The organism is Tetragenococcus halophilus (genome assembly GCF_001712815.1).
Taxonomy (GTDB): Bacteria; Bacillota; Bacilli; order Lactobacillales; family Enterococcaceae; genus Tetragenococcus; species Tetragenococcus halophilus.
Genome location: NZ_CP012047.1, coordinates 2,339,581 through 2,358,337, shown reverse-complemented (window position 1 = coordinate 2,358,337; position 18,757 = coordinate 2,339,581). Strand labels below are relative to the sequence as shown.

Sequence of the window (18,757 nt, the reverse complement as noted above, 5' to 3'; positions counted from 1 at the left end):
TTTGAGAGGTCTACCCGTAGGGGGCCTTAGCTCAGCTGGGAGAGCGCCTGCTTTGCACGCAGGAGGTCAGCGGTTCGATCCCGCTAGGCTCCATAAACGATCGATTTTGGGTCGTTTGTTTGGTTCTTTGAAAACTGGATAGAAAAACAACAATCAACACCAACCGAGAATCCGCGTTGAACACGTTTTTTAACGAAGTTTACGCACATGTTCGAAGGGCTTTGATCGCTCAAAGCAAGAACCTTCGAGAAACCCTTGACCGCAAGGTCAAGTCAGGTTAAGTAAGAAAGGGCGCACGGCGGATGCCTTGGCACTAGGAGCCGATGAAGGACGGGACCAACACCGATATGCTCTGGGGAGCTGTAAGTAAGCTAGGATCCAGAGATTTCCGAATGGGGAAACCTCGCATTTTTCATCGAATGCGGCTTGTTCTGTGAATAGATAGCAGGCAAGCGGAAGACGCAGTGAACTGAAACATCTTAGTAACTGCAGGAAGAAAAAGAAAAATCGATTCCCTGAGTAGCGGCGAGCGAAACGGGAATAGCCCAAACCAGGATGCTTGCATTCTGGGGTTGTAGGACGTTTATGAACGGATGGGAATGTTAGCCGAAGGCTTTGGGAAAAGCCGCCGAAGCGGGTAAGAGCCCCGTAGGCGAAAACAGTTTTGTCCGTAAACGGATCCTGAGTACGACGGGACACGTGAAATGCCGTCGGAAACCGGGAGGACCATCTCCCAAGGCTAAATACTCCCTAGTGACCGATAGTGAACCAGTACCGTGAGGGAAAGGTGAAAAGCACCCCGGAAGGGGAGTGAAAGAGATCCTGAAACCGTGTGCTTACAAGGAGTTAGAGCCCGTTTATGGGTGATAGCGTGCCTTTTGCAGAATGAACCGGCGAGTTGCGCTGGCTGGCGAGGTTAAGTCTGAAAAGACGGAGCCGCAGCGAAAGCGAGTCTGAAATGGGCGTTGAGTCAGACGGCGCAGACCCGAAACCAGGTGATCTACCCATGTCCAGGTTGAAGGTGCGGTAAAACGCACTGGAGGACCGAACCCACGTACGTTGAAAAGTGCGGGGATGAGATGTGGGTAGCGGAGAAATTCCAAACGAACTTGGAGATAGCTGGTTCTCTCCGAAATAGCTTTAGGGCTAGCGTCAAGGAAGCAATGATGGAGGTAGAGCACTGTTTGGACGAGGGGCCCGTCTTGGGTTACCGAATCCAGATAAACTCCGAATGCCATTGATTGCCCCTTGGCAGTCAGACGGTGAGTGATAAGATCCATCGTCGAAAGGGAAACAGCCCAGACCACCAGCTAAGGCCCCTAAATGTATGTTAAGTGGAAAAGGAGGTGGGGTTGCTTAGACAACTAGGATGTTGGCTTAGAAGCAGCCATCATTGAAAGAGTGCGTAATAGCTCACTAGTCGAGTGACCCTGCGCCGAAAATGTACCGGGGCTAAACATACTGCCGAAGCTGTGGAAAACACCATAGGTGTTTTGGTAGGAGAGCGTTCTAAGGGCGGTGAAGGTCGACTGAAAAGACGGCTGGAGCGCTTAGAAGTGAGAATGCCGGTATGAGTAGCGAAAGACAGGTGAGAATCCTGTCCACCGTAAGACGAAGGTTTCCTGGGGAAGGCTCGTCCGCCCAGGGTTAGTCGGGACCTAAGCTGAGGCCGAAAGGCGTAAGCGATGGCCAACAGGTTGATATTCCTGTACCTGTTATCTTCATTTGAGTGATGGAGGGACGCAGGAGGCAAAAGAAAGCAGACGAATGGAAAGGTCTGTCCAAGCAGTGCATCGGAGAAAGAGTGAAAGGCTTTTTCTTGTCAACGATAAGCTGTGACGGGGAGGGAAATTGAAGTACCGAAGTTCTGGCGTCACACTGCCAAGAAAAACTTCTAGCAAGAAGGTAATGGCCCGTACCGCAAACCGACACAGGTCGTCGAGGAGAGTATCCTCAGGTGAGCGAGCGAACTCTCGTTAAGGAACTCGGCAAAATGACCCCGTAACTTCGGGAGAAGGGGTGCTGCTCTAACGAGCAGCCGCAGTGAATAGGCCCAAGCGACTGTTTATCAAAAACACAGGTCTCTGCAAAATCGTAAGATGACGTATAGGGGCTGACGCCTGCCCGGTGCTGGAAGGTTAAGAGGAGTGCTTAGCGTAAGCGAAGGTACGAATTGAAGCCCCAGTAAACGGCGGCCGTAACTATAACGGTCCTAAGGTAGCGAAATTCCTTGTCGGGTAAGTTCCGACCCGCACGAAAGGCGCAACGATTTGGGCACTGTCTCAACGAGAGACTCGGTGAAATTTTAGTACCTGTGAAAATGCAGGTTACCCGCGACAGGACGGAAAGACCCCATGGAGCTTTACTGTAATTTGATATTGGGTGTCTGTGACGCATGTACAGCATAGGTAGGAGCCGTAGAATTCGGGACGCGAGTCTCGAAGGAGGCATCCGTGGGATACTACCCTTGCGTTATGGCCACTCTAACCCGCGCCACTGATCGTGGCGGGAGACAGTGTCAGATGGGCAGTTTGACTGGGGCGGTCGCCTCCCAAAAAGTAACGGAGGCGCCCCAAGGTTCCCTCAGAATGGTTGGAAATCATTCAAAGAGTGTAAAGGCAGAAGGGAGCTTGACTGTGAGAGCAACAACTCGAGCAGGGACGAAAGTCGGGCTTAGTGATCCGGTGGTTCCGCATGGAAGGGCCATCGCTCAACGGATAAAAGCTACCCTGGGGATAACAGGCTTATCTCCCCCAAGAGTCCACATCGACGGGGAGGTTTGGCACCTCGATGTCGGCTCGTCGCATCCTGGGGCTGTAGTCGGTCCCAAGGGTTGGGCTGTTCGCCCATTAAAGCGGCACGCGAGCTGGGTTCAGAACGTCGTGAGACAGTTCGGTCCCTATCCGTCGCGGGCGTAGGAAATTTGCGAGGCGCTGTCCTTAGTACGAGAGGACCGGGATGGACCTACCGCTGGTGGACCAGTTGTCGTGCCAACGGCATCGCTGGGTAGCTAAGTAGGGCAGGAATAAACGCTGAAAGCATCTAAGCGTGAAGTCCCCCTCAAGATGAGATTTCCCTTTTCTAAAAGAAAGTAAGATCCCTGAGAGAAGATCAGGTAGATAGGTTCGAAGTGGAAGACCCGTGAGGGTTGGAGCGGACGAATACTAATCGATCGAGGACTTAACCACAAAGGTTTGGATTGTCGGTTAATTGAAATTGTTTTTCATCCAGTTTTGAGGGAACCAAAAGGTTCACTCAACGTCAAGTTGTGTGGTGATGATGGCAAGAAGGAGACACCTGTTCCCATGCCGAACACAGTCGTTAAGCTTCTTAGCGCCAATTGTAGTGAGGGGCTTCCCCTTGTGAGAGTAGGACATCGCCACGCAGCAAGCGGAGGTTTAGCTCAGCTGGGAGAGCATCTGCCTTACAAGCAGAGGGTCATAGGTTCGAGCCCTATAACCTCCATTGAGTCGTTAGCTCAGTTGGTAGAGCATCTGACTTTTAATCAGAGGGTCACAGGTTCGAATCCTGTACGACTCATTACACAAAATCAGCGGGTGTGGCGGAATTGGCAGACGCACTAGATTTAGGATCTAGCGCCGCAAGGCGTGGGGGTTCAAGTCCCTTCACCCGCATGTAGGAAAAAGCCGGCTTAGCTCAGTTGGTAGAGCATCTGATTTGTAATCAGAGGGTCGAGGGTTCAAGTCCTTTAGCCGGCATCCGACAAGTTGCGGAAATAGCTCAGCGGTAGAGCACCACCTTGCCAAGGTGGGGGTCGCGGGTTCGAATCCCGTTTTCCGCTTGATGCCAAAACCACGCCGGGGTGGCGGAACTGGCAGACGCACAGGACTTAAAATCCTGGGGTAAGTAATTACCGTACCGGTTCGATTCCGGTCCTCGGCATTGAACAACATATGCGCCCATAGCTCAACTGGATAGAGTGTCTGACTACGGATCAGAAGGTTGAGGGTTCAAATCCTTCTGGGCGCGTAACGGGAAGTAGCTCAGCTTGGTAGAGCACTTGGTTTGGGACCAAGGGGTCGTAGGTTCGAATCCTGTCTTCCCGATGGATTTGATTTTTCATTTAAAAAGGCGTTAGAAGAAGAGAATTTTCTTTTTTTCTAGCGTCTTTTTTTGAATGAAATAAAATATAATAGACAGTTAATATGATACAATATGATTAAAAAGATAAAGGAGGAGGATTTTTGAAAGGACAAATCCAAAAAGCACTAAGTGGATTTTATTATATTTATTCAGAAGGTGAAATTTACCAAACAAGAGCTCGCGGAAATTTTCGCAACCGAAAAATCACTCCTTTAGTAGGTGATTATGTTGTTTTTGAAAGTGAAAATTTGACAGAGGGCTATTTACTTGAAATTTTGCCAAGAAAGAATAAATTGTTACGTCCACCGGTGGCAAATGTCGATCAAAGTGTTATCGTAATAAGCTTAACTGAACCTCAATTTTCTTATTTTTTATTGGATCGTTTTCTGATAAGTATTGAGTATGAAGATATTGAACCGCTCATTTATTTAAGTAAGGCTGATTTATCGGTAGCACCTGAGTTGATTGAGGAAGTTGCCACGACCTATAGGAAAATAGGTTACACAGTTATTGTCTCAACCGAAGAAAAGGCAATGTCAAATTTACAAAATTTATTTTCTAAACGTTTAACTGTTTTTACTGGTCAGTCTGGTGCAGGAAAATCTGCTTTGTTAAATCGTTTAATGCCCCAGTTAAACTTGGAAACAGCAGAAATTTCTGATGCGCTAGGACGTGGCCGTCATACAACTCGTCATGTTGAATTACTTCCTGTTGCAGACGGATTAGTTGCTGATACGCCAGGTTTTAGTGCCATTAATTTTTCTACAATTACGGAAAAAGAGTTAGCAAAACAGTTCCCCGAATTTGTGCAAGCCTCAAGCTATTGTCGTTTTCGGGAATGTCTACATTTAAACGAACCTGACTGTGAGGTTAAACGGCAAGTAGAAACAAATGATATTGCTAAGAGTAGGTATGATAATTATGTGTATTTTTTAGATGAAATAAAAAATAGAAAACCTGTTTATAAAAAGAAAAGGTAGGGATATAAAGATGAAAATTTCACCGTCTATTTTAAGCGCTGATTTTGCAAATTTACAACGGGATATTGAACTAGTAGAGGAAAATGGAGCAGATTATATTCATGTAGATGTCATGGATGGACATTTTGTACCTAATATTACATTTGGTCCAGATGCGATCAAAGCGATTCGACCTGTAACTAAATTACCATTAGATACGCATTTAATGATTGAAAATCCGGAAAGTTATATAGATGACTTTGCTGAGGCAGGAGCTGATATCATTGGTGTGCATGCTGAAGCGACAGCCCATATTCATCGCGCGTTACAAATGATAAAAAATAAAAATGTTCAAGCAGAAGTGGTTATCAACCCTGGCACATCTGTTGATTCTATTTATCATGTATTATCTATGGTGGATCAAATACTTGTTATGACAGTTAACCCGGGTTTTGGCGGTCAATCTTTTATTAAAGAAACGCTTTACAAAATTGAGCAATTAGCTAAGTTAAAGGTTGAAAACGGTTATAAATACGATATAGAAGTCGATGGTGGAATTGTTCCTGAGACCGCAAAGCAATGTAAAGCAGCAGGCGCAAATGTCTTTGTTGCTGGTAGTTATATTTATAGTGCAGAGCAACCTAAAAAACAAATTCAACTTTTGAAAGAAGCGGTTGAATAATGAATATTTTACTAGCAGCGGGAGGTCCAATTTCTAAGTGGCCAGATATAGAGACAAATTATGATTTGTATGTCGGCGTTGATCGGGGAAGCTTTTTTTTACAACAAAAAGGATTGCCTCTAGATGTTGCTGTTGGTGATTTTGATTCCTTGGATTCACAAGAGCAAACGGATGTTTTTGATTTAGCTAAAAAGGTAATAACTTCCCCTGCGGAAAAGGACGATACAGATACACAGCTGGCTTTAGAAATGGTCTTAAAAGAATATCCAAATGCTAAAATTACAATAGTTGGCTCAACCGGTGGAAGAATTGATCATTTTTTAGCAAATTTATGGATAGTGTTAGAACCACGATTTGCCAAATATTGTCAAAATATTTATTTACAAGATAGACAAAATACAATTGCCTTTTTACTACCGGGAGAGCATACAATTACAAAAGAAGTTGACAAGCAATACTTAGCTTATTGCTGTCTAACACCGGTCTCTGATCTAACGTTAACTAAAAGTAAGTATACCTTGGATAATCAACAAGTGCTATATCCCACTTCTTATGCAAGTAATGAGTTTATGGGAAGTCAAGCAGGTGTTACTTTTTCAAAAGGAATTATTGCTGTTATTCAAAGTAAAGATGGATGATAAATGCAACACATTATTTTCTATAAAAATAGTTTAAAAAAAGTTAAGAGTGTCTAGTTATCTTTTGTTTAGTGCTATTTAGTGGTACAATCTATCCATTGAGTTTGAAGTAATTGAGGTGCACTTGTGAAAAAATTTAATCCAAATAAAAATATTATTATTACCTTAATTATCGTAATTATTATCGTTACTGTTTTAAGTATCACTATGGCTAGACGTGCTGTTGCTCAAAAGACTTCTTTTGCGCAGGTAATTGTCAATGATACTGTTGCTGTGGTGGATAAAACTTTGTATACCCCGGTGCGTTGGTTTGAAAATGGTGTGGCGTCTATTCAAGATTTGTTTGTTACCTATCAAGAAAATGAACGTTTAAAGGGTAAAATCGATAATTACGATGAAGTTGTTCAGCAAAATGAAAGTCAGAAAAGAGAGATTTCAAATTTAAAGGAAGAATTAGATTTGAATGAAACGCTGACAAATTATGAAAAAAAACCGGCTAATGTGATCTCGCGTTCACCAGATTCTTGGCAAGATATGATGATTGTTGATCAAGGTTCAGAAGAGGGGATCAGCGACAATATGGCTGTCATGGCCAAAAATGGCTTAATTGGTCGAGTTCTTGAAGTTAACGCACATTCTTCAAAAGTAGAATTATTAACTTCTGATAACCAGACGAGTAATCATTTCCCAGTTCGAATAACAACTGAAGATGGAGATGCTTTTGGTTTGCTAAAAGGCTATGATCGGCGTAATCAAGCATTGGTTGTTGAGGAATTGACTGGTGAAAGTGATATTAAAGAAGATGATACAGTGCAAACATCTGGACTTGGTGGTAATTCTCCATCAGATCTGAATGTTGGAAAAGTCATTGAGGCAGAGCCTGATGATTTTGGCTTAGATAGAAAAGTTTATGTTCAACCTGCAGCTGATGTTAATGATGTGTCAGTTGTTACAATCATCGAGCGCACAGTAGGTGAAGACTAATATGGATAAAGTTAAAAAACAATATGTGGCAGCTCCGATTTTCTTTTTGGTTATGTTATTAGATAGTCACTTGACTCGTACCTTTTTGGCTTGGAGTAGTGAGGCTAATATTTGGAAGACACATTTACTATTATTGATATTGATGTTTTGTGTTCCAAAATTTTCAAAACGCTATATGATAACAACAACTATTATCCTGGGGACTATCTTTGATTTATATTACATAGGAGTCTTAGGGATTTATGCGGTTAGTTTACCGTTAGCTGTTTGGGGGATGTATCTATTATACGATCTTCTTTACCAAAATATTTTTACTATGTTTTTTGGCTGGATTATTTTAGTAACAGCTTATGAATTAGCGGCGGCGGGTATACAAGTCGTTTTTAAAATTTCGATGATCAACCCTGTTTTTTTTGCTACCAACTTTTTAGGTCCAACTTTGTTAGTTAATATTTTATTCTTTTTCATTATTTATTACATTGTCAAGGTGCTATTCCGCTGGGAGTAGCACCTTTTTTAAGTCAAAATTATGACGAATGGTTAAAATATATTTCAGAATTGAAATATATTTGTAACAATTCTTTTATTGTAATGTCATATTGCTGTGTTACAATCATTTTATCGGTGAAAAAGAGTTTAAGAATTCTTATACTTCTTAAGCAATTATAAAATAAAGTTAAGGTTGGAGGAATGAAAAGTGAAGAGACGTGTATTGACGGCGTTACTATCATGCTCATTAACACTTGCTGCAGTTGCAGCTCCAAGCGTAGTCTTGGCTGATGATTTTGACCAGCAAATTGAAGAAAAAAGTAAAGAAATTGATGACTTGCAAGGAAAACAAGCAAGTGTTCAATCAGAAATTGATTCATTAGAAGGAGAAATTTCTGGTATTAATGAAAAGGCACAAAACTTGCTTGCAGAGCAAGAAGAATTGGATGAGCAATCTAAGCAATTGGAAAATGAAATTGCTGATTTGCAAAAGCGTATCGACAAACGCGAAGAAGCAATTCGTGAACAAGCTCGTGATGTACAAGTGAATGGTTCAGATACCAATATTGTTGATGCAGTTTTAAATTCTGATTCATTAACAGATGCATTCGGACGTGTACAAGCAATGAACACGATCGTAGATGCTAATAATGATTTAATAGAACAACAAAAAGAAGATAAAAAAGCTGTTGAAGATAAAAAAGCTGAAAATGATGAGAAGCAAAAAGAAATTCAAGCTAATCAAGCAGCTTTAGAAGAACAAAAAGGTCAATTGCAACAAAGCCAAGCAGATTTAGATTATAAAAAAGCTGATTTAGCTTTACAAGAATCTTCTAAAAATGACGAAAAAGAAGATCTTCAAAAACGTAAAGATGAAGCAAAAGCGGAATTAGCACGCATCGCTGAAGAGCAACAACGCGCTGAAGAAGCACGTCAACAAGCTGAAGCTCAACAAGAAGCTGATAAAGCAGCTGCTCAAGAAGCAGAGCAAACTGAAGCTCCTGCAGAAGAAGCAGAAGTACCAGCTGAATCAAGCGAAGTAGAAGCACCAGAAACTACTGAAACTTCTGAAGAAACAGTTGAAGAACCAGAAGCAACAGAAGAAACAACGACAGAAGAAAGTGAAGAAGCAGAAGTACCAGCTGAATCAAGCGAAGTAGAAGAGCCAGAAACTACTGAAACTTCTGAAGAAACAGTTGAAGAACCAGAAGCAACAGAAGAAACAACGACAGAAGAAAGTGAAGAAGCAGAAGTACCAGCTGAATCAAGCGAAGTAGAAGAGCCAGAAACTACTGAAACTTCTGAAGAAACAGTTGAAGAACCAGAAGCAACAGAGGAAACAACGACAGAAGAAAGTGAAGAAGTAGAAGTACCAGCTGAATCAAGCGAAGTAGAAGAGCCAGAAACTACTGAAACTTCTGAAGAAACAGTTGAAGAACCAGAAGCAACAGAGGAAACAACGACAGAAGAAAGTGAAGAAGCAGAAGTACCAGCTGAATCAAGCGAAGTAGAAGTACCAGAAACTACTGAAACTTCTGAAGAAGTAGTAGAAGCACCAGAACCTTCTACGCCGGTTGAAGAAAATATTCAACCAGAAGCACCAGAAAGTTCTGAACCAGAAACACCTAATAACGATAATCAAGGTAACTCTGGAAACCAAGGAGCTTCTCAACCAACAGATGTATCACAACCTAAAGAAGAAACATCAGAACCTTCTGCAAACGCTGATAGTTCAGCAATTTTGGCTGAAGCACAAAAACATATGGGCACACCATATGTGTGGGGTGGAAGAACACCAGACGGTTTTGACTGTTCAGGCTTTACACAATATGTTTATAAACAAGTAACAGGCAAAGATATTGGTGGCTACACTGTACCGCAAGAAAATGCTGGTCCTCAAATTTCTGCTAGCCAAGCAAAACCAGGAGATTTGTTATTCTGGGGCTCTAAAGGAAGCACTTATCACGTAGCAATTTCTATGGGTGGAAGTTCATTCATCCATGCACCAAAACCAGGTGATACTGTGAAAGTTGGAGATACACAATACTTCACACCAGATTTTGCAGTAAGCATGTAAAATAAAGTTAAAGCTGACGAAATTTCGTCAGCTTTTTTTTCGTTTTAAAAAGCAAATCTCATTTATTATAAAAAATGAATTATAAATAAACTCAGACTTAAAAAAGGAACAAAAGGTAGTTTTAACTTTTTTATTTCGTGTGAAGTTGTAATAGAAATAAAGCAATAAGTTATCAAGGCAGTGAAACTAGCGAAAAATAAGAGTTGTGACACCTCAAGGGGCGTAAGCCAAGGGATCCAAAATAAGAGTAAAAGTAAGTCACCCATTCCCATCGAATTTCGTAAAAATAGAGCGATAATGATGCAGATAAATAAATAAAGTAAGAGGCTTTCCCAATAAAAATGAGCATGGGAGTATAGTAATAAAGCAATCAAAATAAAGTGTGTTGGATAAAAAATTTTTGGTTCGATAATTAAGTAATAGACGTCTGTTAATGAAAGTAATAGAGCAATTGTTAGCCAATATAAAGTGATCATACATTCTAGTGTTGTTGATTGGTTAAAGCTAAATACGAAAATAAGGCCATATAAGATTTCAGTAACAAAGTAAGTTATTGGAATTTTTTTATGACACGTTCTGCAGCGAAAGTTTAGTAATAGAAATGAGAAGATCGGAATCATTTCCCAAAATTTTAACGTTCGCTTACAATGTACGCAGTGTGACCTACTTATAATAAACGGTTGTTTAATAGGTATGCGTTCAGCAATAACGCATAAAAAAGAGCCTAGACAGCTTCCCAATAAAAAATAAAACATATATTTTTTCCTCCCTTTCTTTTCTAATGATAATTACGCAAAAAAACCATATTTCTATTATTTTATGAGGTTGTTATTTGAGAACCCTTCTCAAATAATGGAATCTATTTTACTTTTCCATTGATTCATATTAAGCTTAATATATTGAGAAAGAAGGAGGAATTATAAATGAAGTTCGGAAGAACAAAAGAAACATTGAATCAATTGGTAGCCGATTTAAGTCAGTTTGCAGCAGTTATTCATCAAACTCATTGGTATATGAGAGGCCCAGGATTTTTAACACTGCATCCGATGATGGATGACTATATGGATGAAATCAATGATCAATTAGACGTCATCGCAGAACGTTTGGTTGCATTAGATGGTTCACCTTACTCAACACTTCAAGAGTTTGCAGATCATACTGGTATCAAAGACGAAATCGGTACGTGGGATCGTTCAATGTCTGAAAGACTAGAAACGCTAGTATCTGGTTATCGTTATTTAGCTGATCTTTATCAAAAAGGGATTGAAATTTCTGGTGAAGAAGGCGACGATAGTACGCAAGATATCTTTATTGCACATAAAACGGATATTGAAAAGAACATATGGATGATACAAGCACACCTTGGTTATGCACCAGGTAATGATCCGGAATAGCTAATAAACTTTATTAAAATCATTTTTTATGAAACCTATGACTGCTTGTCGTAGGTTTCTTTTCTTTATTTACAATTTTTTCTTATTATTGAGAGAAAAACATTGACTTTAAGCTTTTTTATAGGTATTATATTAAATGGTATTGTTTGCCCCACGAGAGCCCCGGAAACTCAAGTGTATGTCAAACATTCGAAATTGAATTGGAGGAAAAAATCTTGCGTACAACATATATGGCTAAAGCAAGCGAAGTAGATCGCAAATGGTATGTAATTGATGCAACTGATGTTCCTTTGGGACGTCTTTCTACTGTAACAGCATCAATCCTTCGCGGAAAAGATAAACCAACTTATACACCTCATGTGGACACAGGTGATAATGTTATTGTAATTAATGCAGATAAAGTGAAATTAACAGGACATAAAGCGACTGATAAAAAATATTACCGTCATTCTCATTATCCAGGTGGTTTAACATCAACTACAGCTGGTGAAATGCGTGCTAAGAATTCTCGTCGTTTGATTGAAACTTCTGTGAAGGGTATGCTTCCTAAAAATTCTTTAGGCCGCGCTCAAGGAATGAAGTTACATGTTTATGGTGAAGCAACTCATCCACATGCTGCTCAAAAACCAGAAGTATTGGACATTACAAACTTAATCTAATAGGAGGAAATTTTATTGGCACAAGCACAATATATCGGCACCGGCCGTCGTAAAAATGCAGTTGCCCGTGTACGCTTAGTACCAGGAACTGGTCAAGTTACTGTAAATAAAAAAAATGTTGAAGATTATATTCCCCATGCTGACTTACGTGAAGTAATCAATCAACCGTTTGCTACTACTGAGACATTAGGTACGTATGATACTTTTGTAAATGTAGACGGCGGGGGTTACGCAGGGCAAGCTGGTGCAATCCGTCATGGGATTGCTCGCGCTTTGTTGGAAGTAGACCCTGACTTTCGTTTAGCGTTAAAACGTGCTGGTTTACTTACTCGTGATCCACGTATGGTGGAACGGAAAAAAGCCAACCACAAGAAAGCACGTAAGTCTCCACAATTTTCAAAACGTTAATCAATTTCTTATTGTATCAACGTTTACGATTAATTTTTGGTTCAAGTTGGGTCAAATGATTAATTTGATAAAGAATTTAATAGATTTAAAGCATCAGCATCTTGCTGGTGCTTTTTTTAAGCCCATTTTGAGATAAAATAGCGTTAAATATCCATAAAAAAACTTTTTTGCCAGTTCATTTCAATTAGTGTTATGATAGTTTTGTAACGTTGTTTTATACTAACAAATATCTCAAATTTTATAGAAATTAGGTGAGTAAATGGTACGTGAAGGAAATACGATTCTTACTTTGGATAATGGTTATCATTTATGGACGCGTACAGATAATGCTGGCGGTGATATAAAACTCCTTTGTTTACACGGAGGCCCTGGTGGTAACCATGAGTATTATGAAAATTTTGCTGAAAAACTAAGTGATTTAAATGTACAAGTGACGATGTATGATCAGTTGGGTTCATGGTACTCGGATCAACCCGATTTTACGCAACAAGACAACATCGACAAATTTTTACACATGGATTATTTTGTGGACGAGATCGAAGAGGTTCGGCAAAAACTTAATTTAACTGATTTTTATTTGATTGGACAGTCATGGGGCGGCGCATTGGTACAAGAATATGCCTTAAAATATCCTCAGCATTTGAAAGGAATTATTATTTCGAGTATGACAGATAATATCCAAGAGTATATGGATAATATCAATGCGATTCGTGCAAAAGAGTTTACTGATGAAGAATTGGCGTTCTTGCAAGATTGTGAAGCTAGAAATGATTTTAACGAACAGTATGAAGAATTGATTGATAGGTTAAATCGAGACTATATTGATCGTAAACAACCTCCAGCAATTCGTCATTTGACTTCAACAATAGGTGAACAAGTTTATAATTATTTCCAAGGAGATAATGAGTTTGTGGTAACAGGCAAATTAGCTGGTTGGGATCGCAGTCAAGATATTCATAAAATTCAATTGCCTACGCTCATCACTTATGGAGAACATGAGTCGATGCCATTAGCTGTTGGCAAACGAATGGCTGAAACAATTCCGTATGCACGTTTTGTTACAACTCCAAATGGTGGACACCATCATATGGTGGATAATGCGCCAGTTTATTTTGAGCATTTGATACAATTCTTGCAAGATGTTGAAAAAAAATAAAGTGATTTCGTAGAGAATAACCCAGGTAGGATGCCTTAGCTAAACATCATATCTGGGTTTATTTTTTATAAAAAAAAGATTCGTATGAGCAGGAACAGTATGGAGAAGGGGGTATAATTTTATGAAAAAATGGGCATTATGGCAAAAGATCATAGGAATTATTTTATTGACTGGGATTATTTTATTTAGCACTGGTGCCATTTACGTATATCAAAGTACATACACAGCTTCTGAAGTAGCACAGAAGCAAAGTGAACAAGCAACACATGAAAAAGACTATGATCTTTACTCTGATGGCAAGTCAAGTGAACTAGGGGTTATCTTCTATCCTGGCGCTTTTGTCGCGGCTGAGAGTTATAGTCAGTGGGCCTCACAAGTCGCTTCAGCAGGTTATAGTGTCTATGTATTACATATGCCCTTAAATCTAGCTGTTTTTTCAAAAAATGCTGCACAACCAATCATGGATGACCATCCAAACCAGTCTTTTATCTTAGCCGGTCATTCCCTTGGTGGAGTAATCGCTAGTCGCTTTGTAGCAGAACACCCAAAAGAAGTAGCAGGTATGATTTTTTTAGCCAGCTATCCAGGTGAGAAAGGAAGTTTGCAAGATACAAATTTGCCTGTTCTTTCTATTACTGCTTCAAAAGATGGGGTGCTAAACTGGGAAAAATATCAAAAGGGGAAAAACTACTTACCAGAGAAAACAGACTATATTGAAATAAAAGGAGGCAATCATGCTGGTTTTGGAATGTATGGCGCACAAAAGGGTGATTCTAGTGCAACAATTACAAAAAAGGCACAGCAAACGAAAATCAGCATATGTATTACTGAATGGTTAGACAAATTAAAGGAAAAATAGCTTCAATATTTAGTCAGAAGAGATAAGTTATCAGTTTAATTCTTTATAATACCAGAGATCCATAGCATTGTGCTCACTATTAATTAAGGGTTGTTTTAATTGTTTAAATTCGTATTTTTCATATAAATGCCAAGCGTTTGTTAATGTTGTATGTGTTTCAAGATAACAAGCTTCATAGTGTTTATATGCATAATCTAAAGCAGTATCCATTAACTTTTTAGATAGACCTTGTCCTTGAAAGTTACTATCAATATATAATTTTTGTAATTCACAAACTTTAGACATCGCCTCTAGTGGAGCAATACCAATGCCACCGATAATTTTATTTTGATATTCGATTACCCAGTAGCAAGCATCGGAAAGTTGCTCATAATAAGAAGATAAATATTTTAATTGGGGATCATAATAAGCTGTACCTGCTTTATCTAATCCTAAAGAAGCTAAGGAAGTTTGGATTAATAAAGCTAATTGTTCATTATCGTTTTGTTGTAAAGTTCGTATAGTCATTAAGATAAGCCCCTCCTTACTTTGTACTTTTCTAGTATAGTATGCAATGAATCAATATTTGTCAATAATTATGTAAATTTGTTCTAAAAATGTTTATTTTTGTTTTCAATTTTTGTTTGCTTTTGTAAAATATAAATTAAAGAGAAAACGTGAGGAGTAAATTAATGTTAAAAGAAGAACGTTTAGATGCAATTGTTACCTTAGTCGATCAAAAAAGAGTGATTAAAGTAAATGATATTGTAGATAGGCTGGGTGTTTCTGATATGACTGTGCGTAGAGACTTGACTGAATTAGAAAAAGCAGGTCGTTTAAAAAGAGTCCACGGTGGTGCACAGACTTTGAATGTATATCGTCCAGAAGAATTATCACATGCTGATAAACAAATTATCAATAAAAGTGAGAAAAAAGAAATTGCTCAAAAAGCGCTTAAGTTGATCCAAGAAGATGAAACAATCTACTTGGGCCCGGGAACCACCATAGAACTGTTAGCCGAGATTATGAACTTTGATAATTTGCGTGTAGTGACTAATTGCCTACCAGTGTTTCAGACTTTAAGACAAAAAAAGGGTAATATTAAGGTTTATTTGCTAGGTGGAGAAATGCGAGAATTAACGAAAGCCTTTTTTGGAGAAATAACGAATAAAGCATTACAAGATATGCACTTTCATCGCGCTTTTTTCAGTTCTAATGCAGTCAAAGGAAATGAAATTATGACTGCGACAATAGAAGAAGGTCAGACACAAGCGATTGCTTTAGATAACTCGGTAAATCGATATTTACTAATTGATTCATCAAAAGTAGAAAAAGAAGATTTTTATACCTATTATAATCTAAGTGATGTTACAGCCGTGGTAATGAATCAAGATGATTACGACATGTATCAGAAAGTGGAAAAAGAGGTACAGGTGATTGTTTGAACTCCTTTAACAAAAATAAAACGCCCGGTCTTTTGACGTATATGTCAGAAGACCGGGCGTTTTAAATAGCTTTTAACTTTCACTTTTTTCAGCTGCATAAGCTGCGTTTCGTTTATTCATTTCACGACGATACCACATAAATATTAATAAGTAGGCAATAAGTGCAAGGACTGCATAAATAATAAATTCGATCTCTCCTTGGGAAGCATTCCCAACAAGATAACCTAAGAATTTTTCCATAGGACCTTCCATCGTTGTTTGAGAGATCAATTGGTTGGATGCAACGCCTTCGGGAAAGGCACCAATGTTTTTAGCCATATTGGTAACAAATGGTGCTACTAAGGTACCAGCCCATAAAAATACAGGTAATTCAATGGCGCCAATGACGATCATACGGATGATTCTACCTCGGGTTACCACAAGTAATGCCGGGGTAATTCCCATGGCTATAATACCTCCTAAGGGTAACAAGTAATTTCCAGGAAGTATTACAGCTTCTAATAGCATAATTGGTGCTAAAATGTTAGCTGCTGCCCAAATTTCAGCGCGACCAGCCAAGAAAGGCCAATCAAGTCCGATATTTAGCGTGCGTCCTTTTAGTCGCTTGGAAGCAAAATCAGTAATCCCTTGTGACAGAGGTTCGATAGAATCAATAAACCACTGACCAATAAGGGAGAACAATTCTAAACTTACTGCAGCCGTGAAGGCTAATTCAAAGATTTCGGTTGGATTTTGACCGGCAAGTAAACCTACGAATATACCTAGGTAAATACCTATAGCAAATTTAGAACCCCAAAAACCAACTTTATTGTTTAATTTGGCTGCGTCAAAATCATATTTATCCAACCAGGGAAATATTTTGTCAAAAATTTTATCAAAAACCATGATAATTGGATTCATCATATAGTTCATGTGGGTCGTAGTCATTGGATTGTTTTCAGGTGCGTCTAATAGATCATTAAACGTTGGTTTCATCAGATCGGAATTGATAATTTTTAAAATACCAATGAAAACAACTAAGACTGTAGCTATTAATAAATTTGCCCCCGACCAAATAGCAAATAAGCCAACAAAAGCTAAATGCCAAACGTCGAATATATCAACATCTAACGTATTTGTTTTTTTCCATATAAGCATAATGACATTTACAATAACTAGAACTAATAGAAAATAAAGTGTATAAGGTGAACCCCAGGTAATTGTTGCTAAAGGTGCCCAACCAACATCAGTAATATTTAATGAAAGTCCCGTTCGTGCGACAAAATCAGCCATAGCTTGAGAAAATGAACTTGTCAACATATCAATAATTGCGCCGATTCCGGTGATAGCAATCCCAAGTTTTAACCCACCTTCTAACGCCCGAGAAGGTTTAACCTTAAAAACTAAAGCAATTAAGGTTAAAACAATGGTCATCATCGGTGCTGCACCTAGGTCAATCAGTGGTTGAAATATTTTATTCGCTATTTCTATAATAGCACTCATACTATGTCCCCCTGTCTAATCACTGTTTATCAAGTTTTTTGATTGTATCTTCTAGTTCTTGATATACCGGTTCGGCCATTGCAGGGATACGATAAAGGATCGGTCCAGCATCAACCACAGGAATATCAATGTCAAAACCTAAATTCGAATTGGCGATCTGGGTAAAGATATCATAGTTTTTCAATTTGTCTTGATTGATATCTTTGATCATAGTGGTATCGACTTTTATTTGATAACCACGATTTTTCATTTCATTTTCCAATGCACTTTTGATTTGGTGACTAGAATTTACACCAGCACCGCAAGCCGCTAAAATTTTAATCATTTGTAATTACCCCTTTAAAATTGTTTTTTAGAAAATTGAATAATTCGATAGCGTCTTCTGTATGGAAAAAGTTTATTAATTCATCTTTTTCACATGAGTTAATGAAATCCATAATTGTAGCGAGTAGCCCAGCTTGTTCTTGTCCGTTTTGGTTTAAAATCATAAATAAAAACAAAACATCTAATTCTTCCTCTGGTGCAATCATATTGTGGAAGTTAACTGGTCTGATTAGCTTAATTGGTATAATCCCATTTGTTTTAACAAACTGACTTTCTGTGTGTGGAATAGCAATGTTAGCTAGTTCAGGGTCAATTGGCGCTAAACTAATGCCAGTAGGATAATGTTGCTCTCTTTCTAGTAGATTCGCTAAAAAATCTTCTGTTACGCAATCTTGTCTTAGTAAATCCTGATAAACTTCTGCAAATACCTCCTTTTGAGTTGTCTTATTTGAGATATATATACGGTCTGTTGTAAATAAAGTTTCAAATGATGGCATCAATATCCTTCTTTCGTTTGTTAATGTTTAAATACAACCGCTTTCAATTCTTATTATAAATTATTTTGTTTGTCAACAAAAAATAAAATAAAATAAACATTTTAAAACTTTTTATGTTGAAAAATGTTTATTTATGTTTTATTATGAAACTGAATTAAGAAATAATATGAAGGAGGAAATAAGATGAGAGTTGTAATCGGTTCAGATACAGCGGGGATGGAACTAAAGGAATATATTAAGGATTATTTATTGGAAGAAGGTTATGAAGTTGTTGATAAAAGTGAACAAGCCTCAGTTGATTTTGTTGAAGCAACTTTAGCCGTGGCACAAGATTTGTTAAAAAATGAAGATAGTTTAGGTATTGCTATAGATGCCTATGGTGCCGGAAGTTTTATGACGGCAACCAAGGTTAAAGGGATGGTTTCTGCTGAAGTTTCTGATGAACGATCAGCCTTTATGACGCGAGAACACAATAATTGTCGTTTGATTACCATCGGGGCTGAAATTACAGGAAAAGATCTAGCAAAAAATATTGTGAAAGAATTTTTGAATGCAAGCTATGACGGTGGAAGACATCAAATTCGTGTCGATATGCTCAATAAAATGGCATAAACATCTTTA

The 18,757-nt window shown here is 38.7% G+C and carries 18 protein-coding genes, 9 tRNA genes and 2 rRNA genes; 24 read left to right on the top strand and 5 right to left on the bottom strand.

Annotation, left to right across the window (positions count from 1 at the left end; all coding sequences use genetic code 11):
- Positions 1-20 precede the first annotated feature (20 nt).
- From AC806_RS11425 to AC806_RS11345, 17 genes are all read left to right on the top strand, one after another.
- Positions 21-93: transfer RNA gene (locus AC806_RS11425), tRNA-Ala, on the top strand.
- Positions 94-275: 182 nt separating this feature from the next.
- Positions 276-3,188: ribosomal RNA gene (locus AC806_RS11420) — 23S ribosomal RNA — on the top strand.
- A gap of 81 nt (positions 3,189-3,269) precedes the next feature.
- Positions 3,270-3,385: ribosomal RNA gene (gene rrf, locus AC806_RS11415) — 5S ribosomal RNA — on the top strand.
- Positions 3,386-3,392: 7 nt separating this feature from the next.
- Positions 3,393-3,465, top strand: a tRNA-Val gene (locus tag AC806_RS11410).
- Positions 3,466-3,467: 2 nt separating this feature from the next.
- Positions 3,468-3,540, top strand: a tRNA-Lys gene (locus tag AC806_RS11405).
- 13 nt (positions 3,541-3,553) lie between these two features.
- Positions 3,554-3,635: transfer RNA gene (locus tag AC806_RS11400), tRNA-Leu, on the top strand.
- An 11-nt stretch (positions 3,636-3,646) separates the two neighbouring features.
- Positions 3,647-3,719 (top strand) — tRNA-Thr (locus AC806_RS11395).
- A gap of 11 nt (positions 3,720-3,730) precedes the next feature.
- Positions 3,731-3,802 (top strand) — tRNA-Gly (locus tag AC806_RS11390).
- 15 nt (positions 3,803-3,817) lie between these two features.
- Positions 3,818-3,903 (top strand) — tRNA-Leu (locus AC806_RS11385).
- Between the two features lie 13 nt (positions 3,904-3,916).
- A tRNA-Arg gene (locus AC806_RS11380) sits at positions 3,917-3,990 on the top strand.
- A gap of 3 nt (positions 3,991-3,993) precedes the next feature.
- Positions 3,994-4,067: transfer RNA gene (locus tag AC806_RS11375), tRNA-Pro, on the top strand.
- Positions 4,068-4,205: 138 nt separating this feature from the next.
- Positions 4,206-5,084, top strand: coding sequence for a ribosome small subunit-dependent GTPase A (rsgA, locus tag AC806_RS11370; protein WP_061841192.1), 879 nt, complete (start codon positions 4,206-4,208; stop codon positions 5,082-5,084).
- Positions 5,085-5,094: 10 nt separating this feature from the next.
- Positions 5,095-5,745, top strand: coding sequence for a ribulose-phosphate 3-epimerase (gene rpe, locus AC806_RS11365; protein WP_061841191.1), 651 nt, complete (start codon positions 5,095-5,097; stop codon positions 5,743-5,745).
- A complete protein-coding gene (locus tag AC806_RS11360) occupies positions 5,745-6,383 on the top strand; it encodes a thiamine diphosphokinase (RefSeq protein ID WP_061841190.1) in 639 nt (212 codons plus the stop codon). Before rpe ends, AC806_RS11360 begins: the two co-directional genes overlap by 1 nt.
- A gap of 126 nt (positions 6,384-6,509) precedes the next feature.
- Positions 6,510-7,367 (top strand): rod shape-determining protein MreC, encoded by an 858-nt coding sequence (gene mreC, locus AC806_RS11355; RefSeq protein WP_061841189.1) that lies wholly within the window; start codon positions 6,510-6,512, stop codon positions 7,365-7,367.
- A gap of 1 nt (position 7,368) precedes the next feature.
- On the top strand, positions 7,369-7,875 hold the full coding sequence (gene mreD, locus AC806_RS11350) for a rod shape-determining protein MreD (RefSeq protein WP_061841188.1): 507 nt from the start codon (positions 7,369-7,371) through the stop codon (positions 7,873-7,875).
- A gap of 189 nt (positions 7,876-8,064) precedes the next feature.
- A complete protein-coding gene (locus tag AC806_RS11345; RefSeq protein WP_069029342.1) occupies positions 8,065-9,933 on the top strand; it encodes a C40 family peptidase in 1,869 nt (622 codons plus the stop codon).
- A gap of 65 nt (positions 9,934-9,998) precedes the next feature.
- Here the strand turns inward: AC806_RS11345 and AC806_RS11790 are convergent, their stop codons facing one another.
- Positions 9,999-10,688 carry a prepilin peptidase gene (locus AC806_RS11790; protein WP_083207589.1) on the bottom strand — a complete coding sequence of 230 codons (690 nt, stop codon included), beginning with the start codon at positions 10,686-10,688 and terminating at the stop codon, positions 9,999-10,001.
- 168 nt (positions 10,689-10,856) lie between these two features.
- On the opposite strand from AC806_RS11790, the gene AC806_RS11340 reads away from it, so the two are divergent.
- From AC806_RS11340 to AC806_RS11320, 5 genes are all read left to right on the top strand, one after another.
- The gene (locus AC806_RS11340) at positions 10,857-11,327 is read left to right on the top strand and encodes a Dps family protein (RefSeq protein WP_061841186.1); all 471 of its coding nucleotides are present in this window, start codon (positions 10,857-10,859) and stop codon (positions 11,325-11,327) included.
- 215 nt (positions 11,328-11,542) lie between these two features.
- Complete coding sequence (rplM, locus tag AC806_RS11335) at positions 11,543-11,986, top strand: 50S ribosomal protein L13 (RefSeq protein ID WP_041591865.1); 444 nt, start codon at positions 11,543-11,545, stop codon at positions 11,984-11,986.
- 15 nt (positions 11,987-12,001) lie between these two features.
- Positions 12,002-12,394 carry a 30S ribosomal protein S9 gene (gene rpsI / locus AC806_RS11330; RefSeq protein ID WP_061841185.1) on the top strand — a complete coding sequence of 131 codons (393 nt, stop codon included), beginning with the start codon at positions 12,002-12,004 and terminating at the stop codon, positions 12,392-12,394.
- Positions 12,395-12,653: 259 nt separating this feature from the next.
- Positions 12,654-13,550, top strand: coding sequence for a proline iminopeptidase-family hydrolase (locus tag AC806_RS11325; RefSeq protein ID WP_061841184.1), 897 nt, complete (start codon positions 12,654-12,656; stop codon positions 13,548-13,550).
- Between the two features lie 121 nt (positions 13,551-13,671).
- On the top strand, positions 13,672-14,409 hold the full coding sequence (locus AC806_RS11320) for an alpha/beta hydrolase (protein WP_069029341.1): 738 nt from the start codon (positions 13,672-13,674) through the stop codon (positions 14,407-14,409).
- Positions 14,410-14,439: 30 nt separating this feature from the next.
- On the opposite strand, the gene AC806_RS11315 is transcribed toward AC806_RS11320, so the two are convergent.
- Positions 14,440-14,916: a GNAT family N-acetyltransferase gene (locus AC806_RS11315; RefSeq protein ID WP_014125845.1), complete on the bottom strand. Its 477-nt coding sequence runs from the start codon at positions 14,914-14,916 to the stop codon at positions 14,440-14,442.
- Positions 14,917-15,080: 164 nt separating this feature from the next.
- Here AC806_RS11315 and AC806_RS11310 point away from each other — a divergent pair, with 164 nt between their 5' ends.
- Entirely contained in the window at positions 15,081-15,833 is a 753-nt protein-coding gene (locus AC806_RS11310) for a DeoR/GlpR family DNA-binding transcription regulator (protein ID WP_069029340.1), read from the top strand.
- 72 nt (positions 15,834-15,905) lie between these two features.
- Here the strand turns inward: AC806_RS11310 and AC806_RS11305 are convergent, their stop codons facing one another.
- Genes AC806_RS11305 through AC806_RS11295 form a run of 3 tightly spaced genes read right to left on the bottom strand, consistent with a single transcriptional unit; the run spans position 15,906 to position 18,136 of the window.
- Positions 15,906-17,315 carry a PTS galactitol transporter subunit IIC gene (locus tag AC806_RS11305; protein WP_061841181.1) on the bottom strand — a complete coding sequence of 470 codons (1,410 nt, stop codon included), beginning with the start codon at positions 17,313-17,315 and terminating at the stop codon, positions 15,906-15,908.
- Between the two features lie 19 nt (positions 17,316-17,334).
- The gene (locus AC806_RS11300; RefSeq protein ID WP_069029339.1) at positions 17,335-17,640 is read right to left on the bottom strand and encodes a PTS sugar transporter subunit IIB; all 306 of its coding nucleotides are present in this window, start codon (positions 17,638-17,640) and stop codon (positions 17,335-17,337) included.
- Positions 17,633-18,136, bottom strand: coding sequence for a PTS sugar transporter subunit IIA (locus tag AC806_RS11295; protein ID WP_014125840.1), 504 nt, complete (start codon positions 18,134-18,136; stop codon positions 17,633-17,635). Before AC806_RS11295 ends, AC806_RS11300 begins: the two co-directional genes overlap by 8 nt.
- A gap of 183 nt (positions 18,137-18,319) precedes the next feature.
- Between AC806_RS11295 and lacA the strand changes: the two genes are divergently transcribed.
- Positions 18,320-18,748: a galactose-6-phosphate isomerase subunit LacA gene (lacA, locus tag AC806_RS11290; RefSeq protein ID WP_038024324.1), complete on the top strand. Its 429-nt coding sequence runs from the start codon at positions 18,320-18,322 to the stop codon at positions 18,746-18,748.
- Positions 18,749-18,757 lie beyond the last annotated feature (9 nt).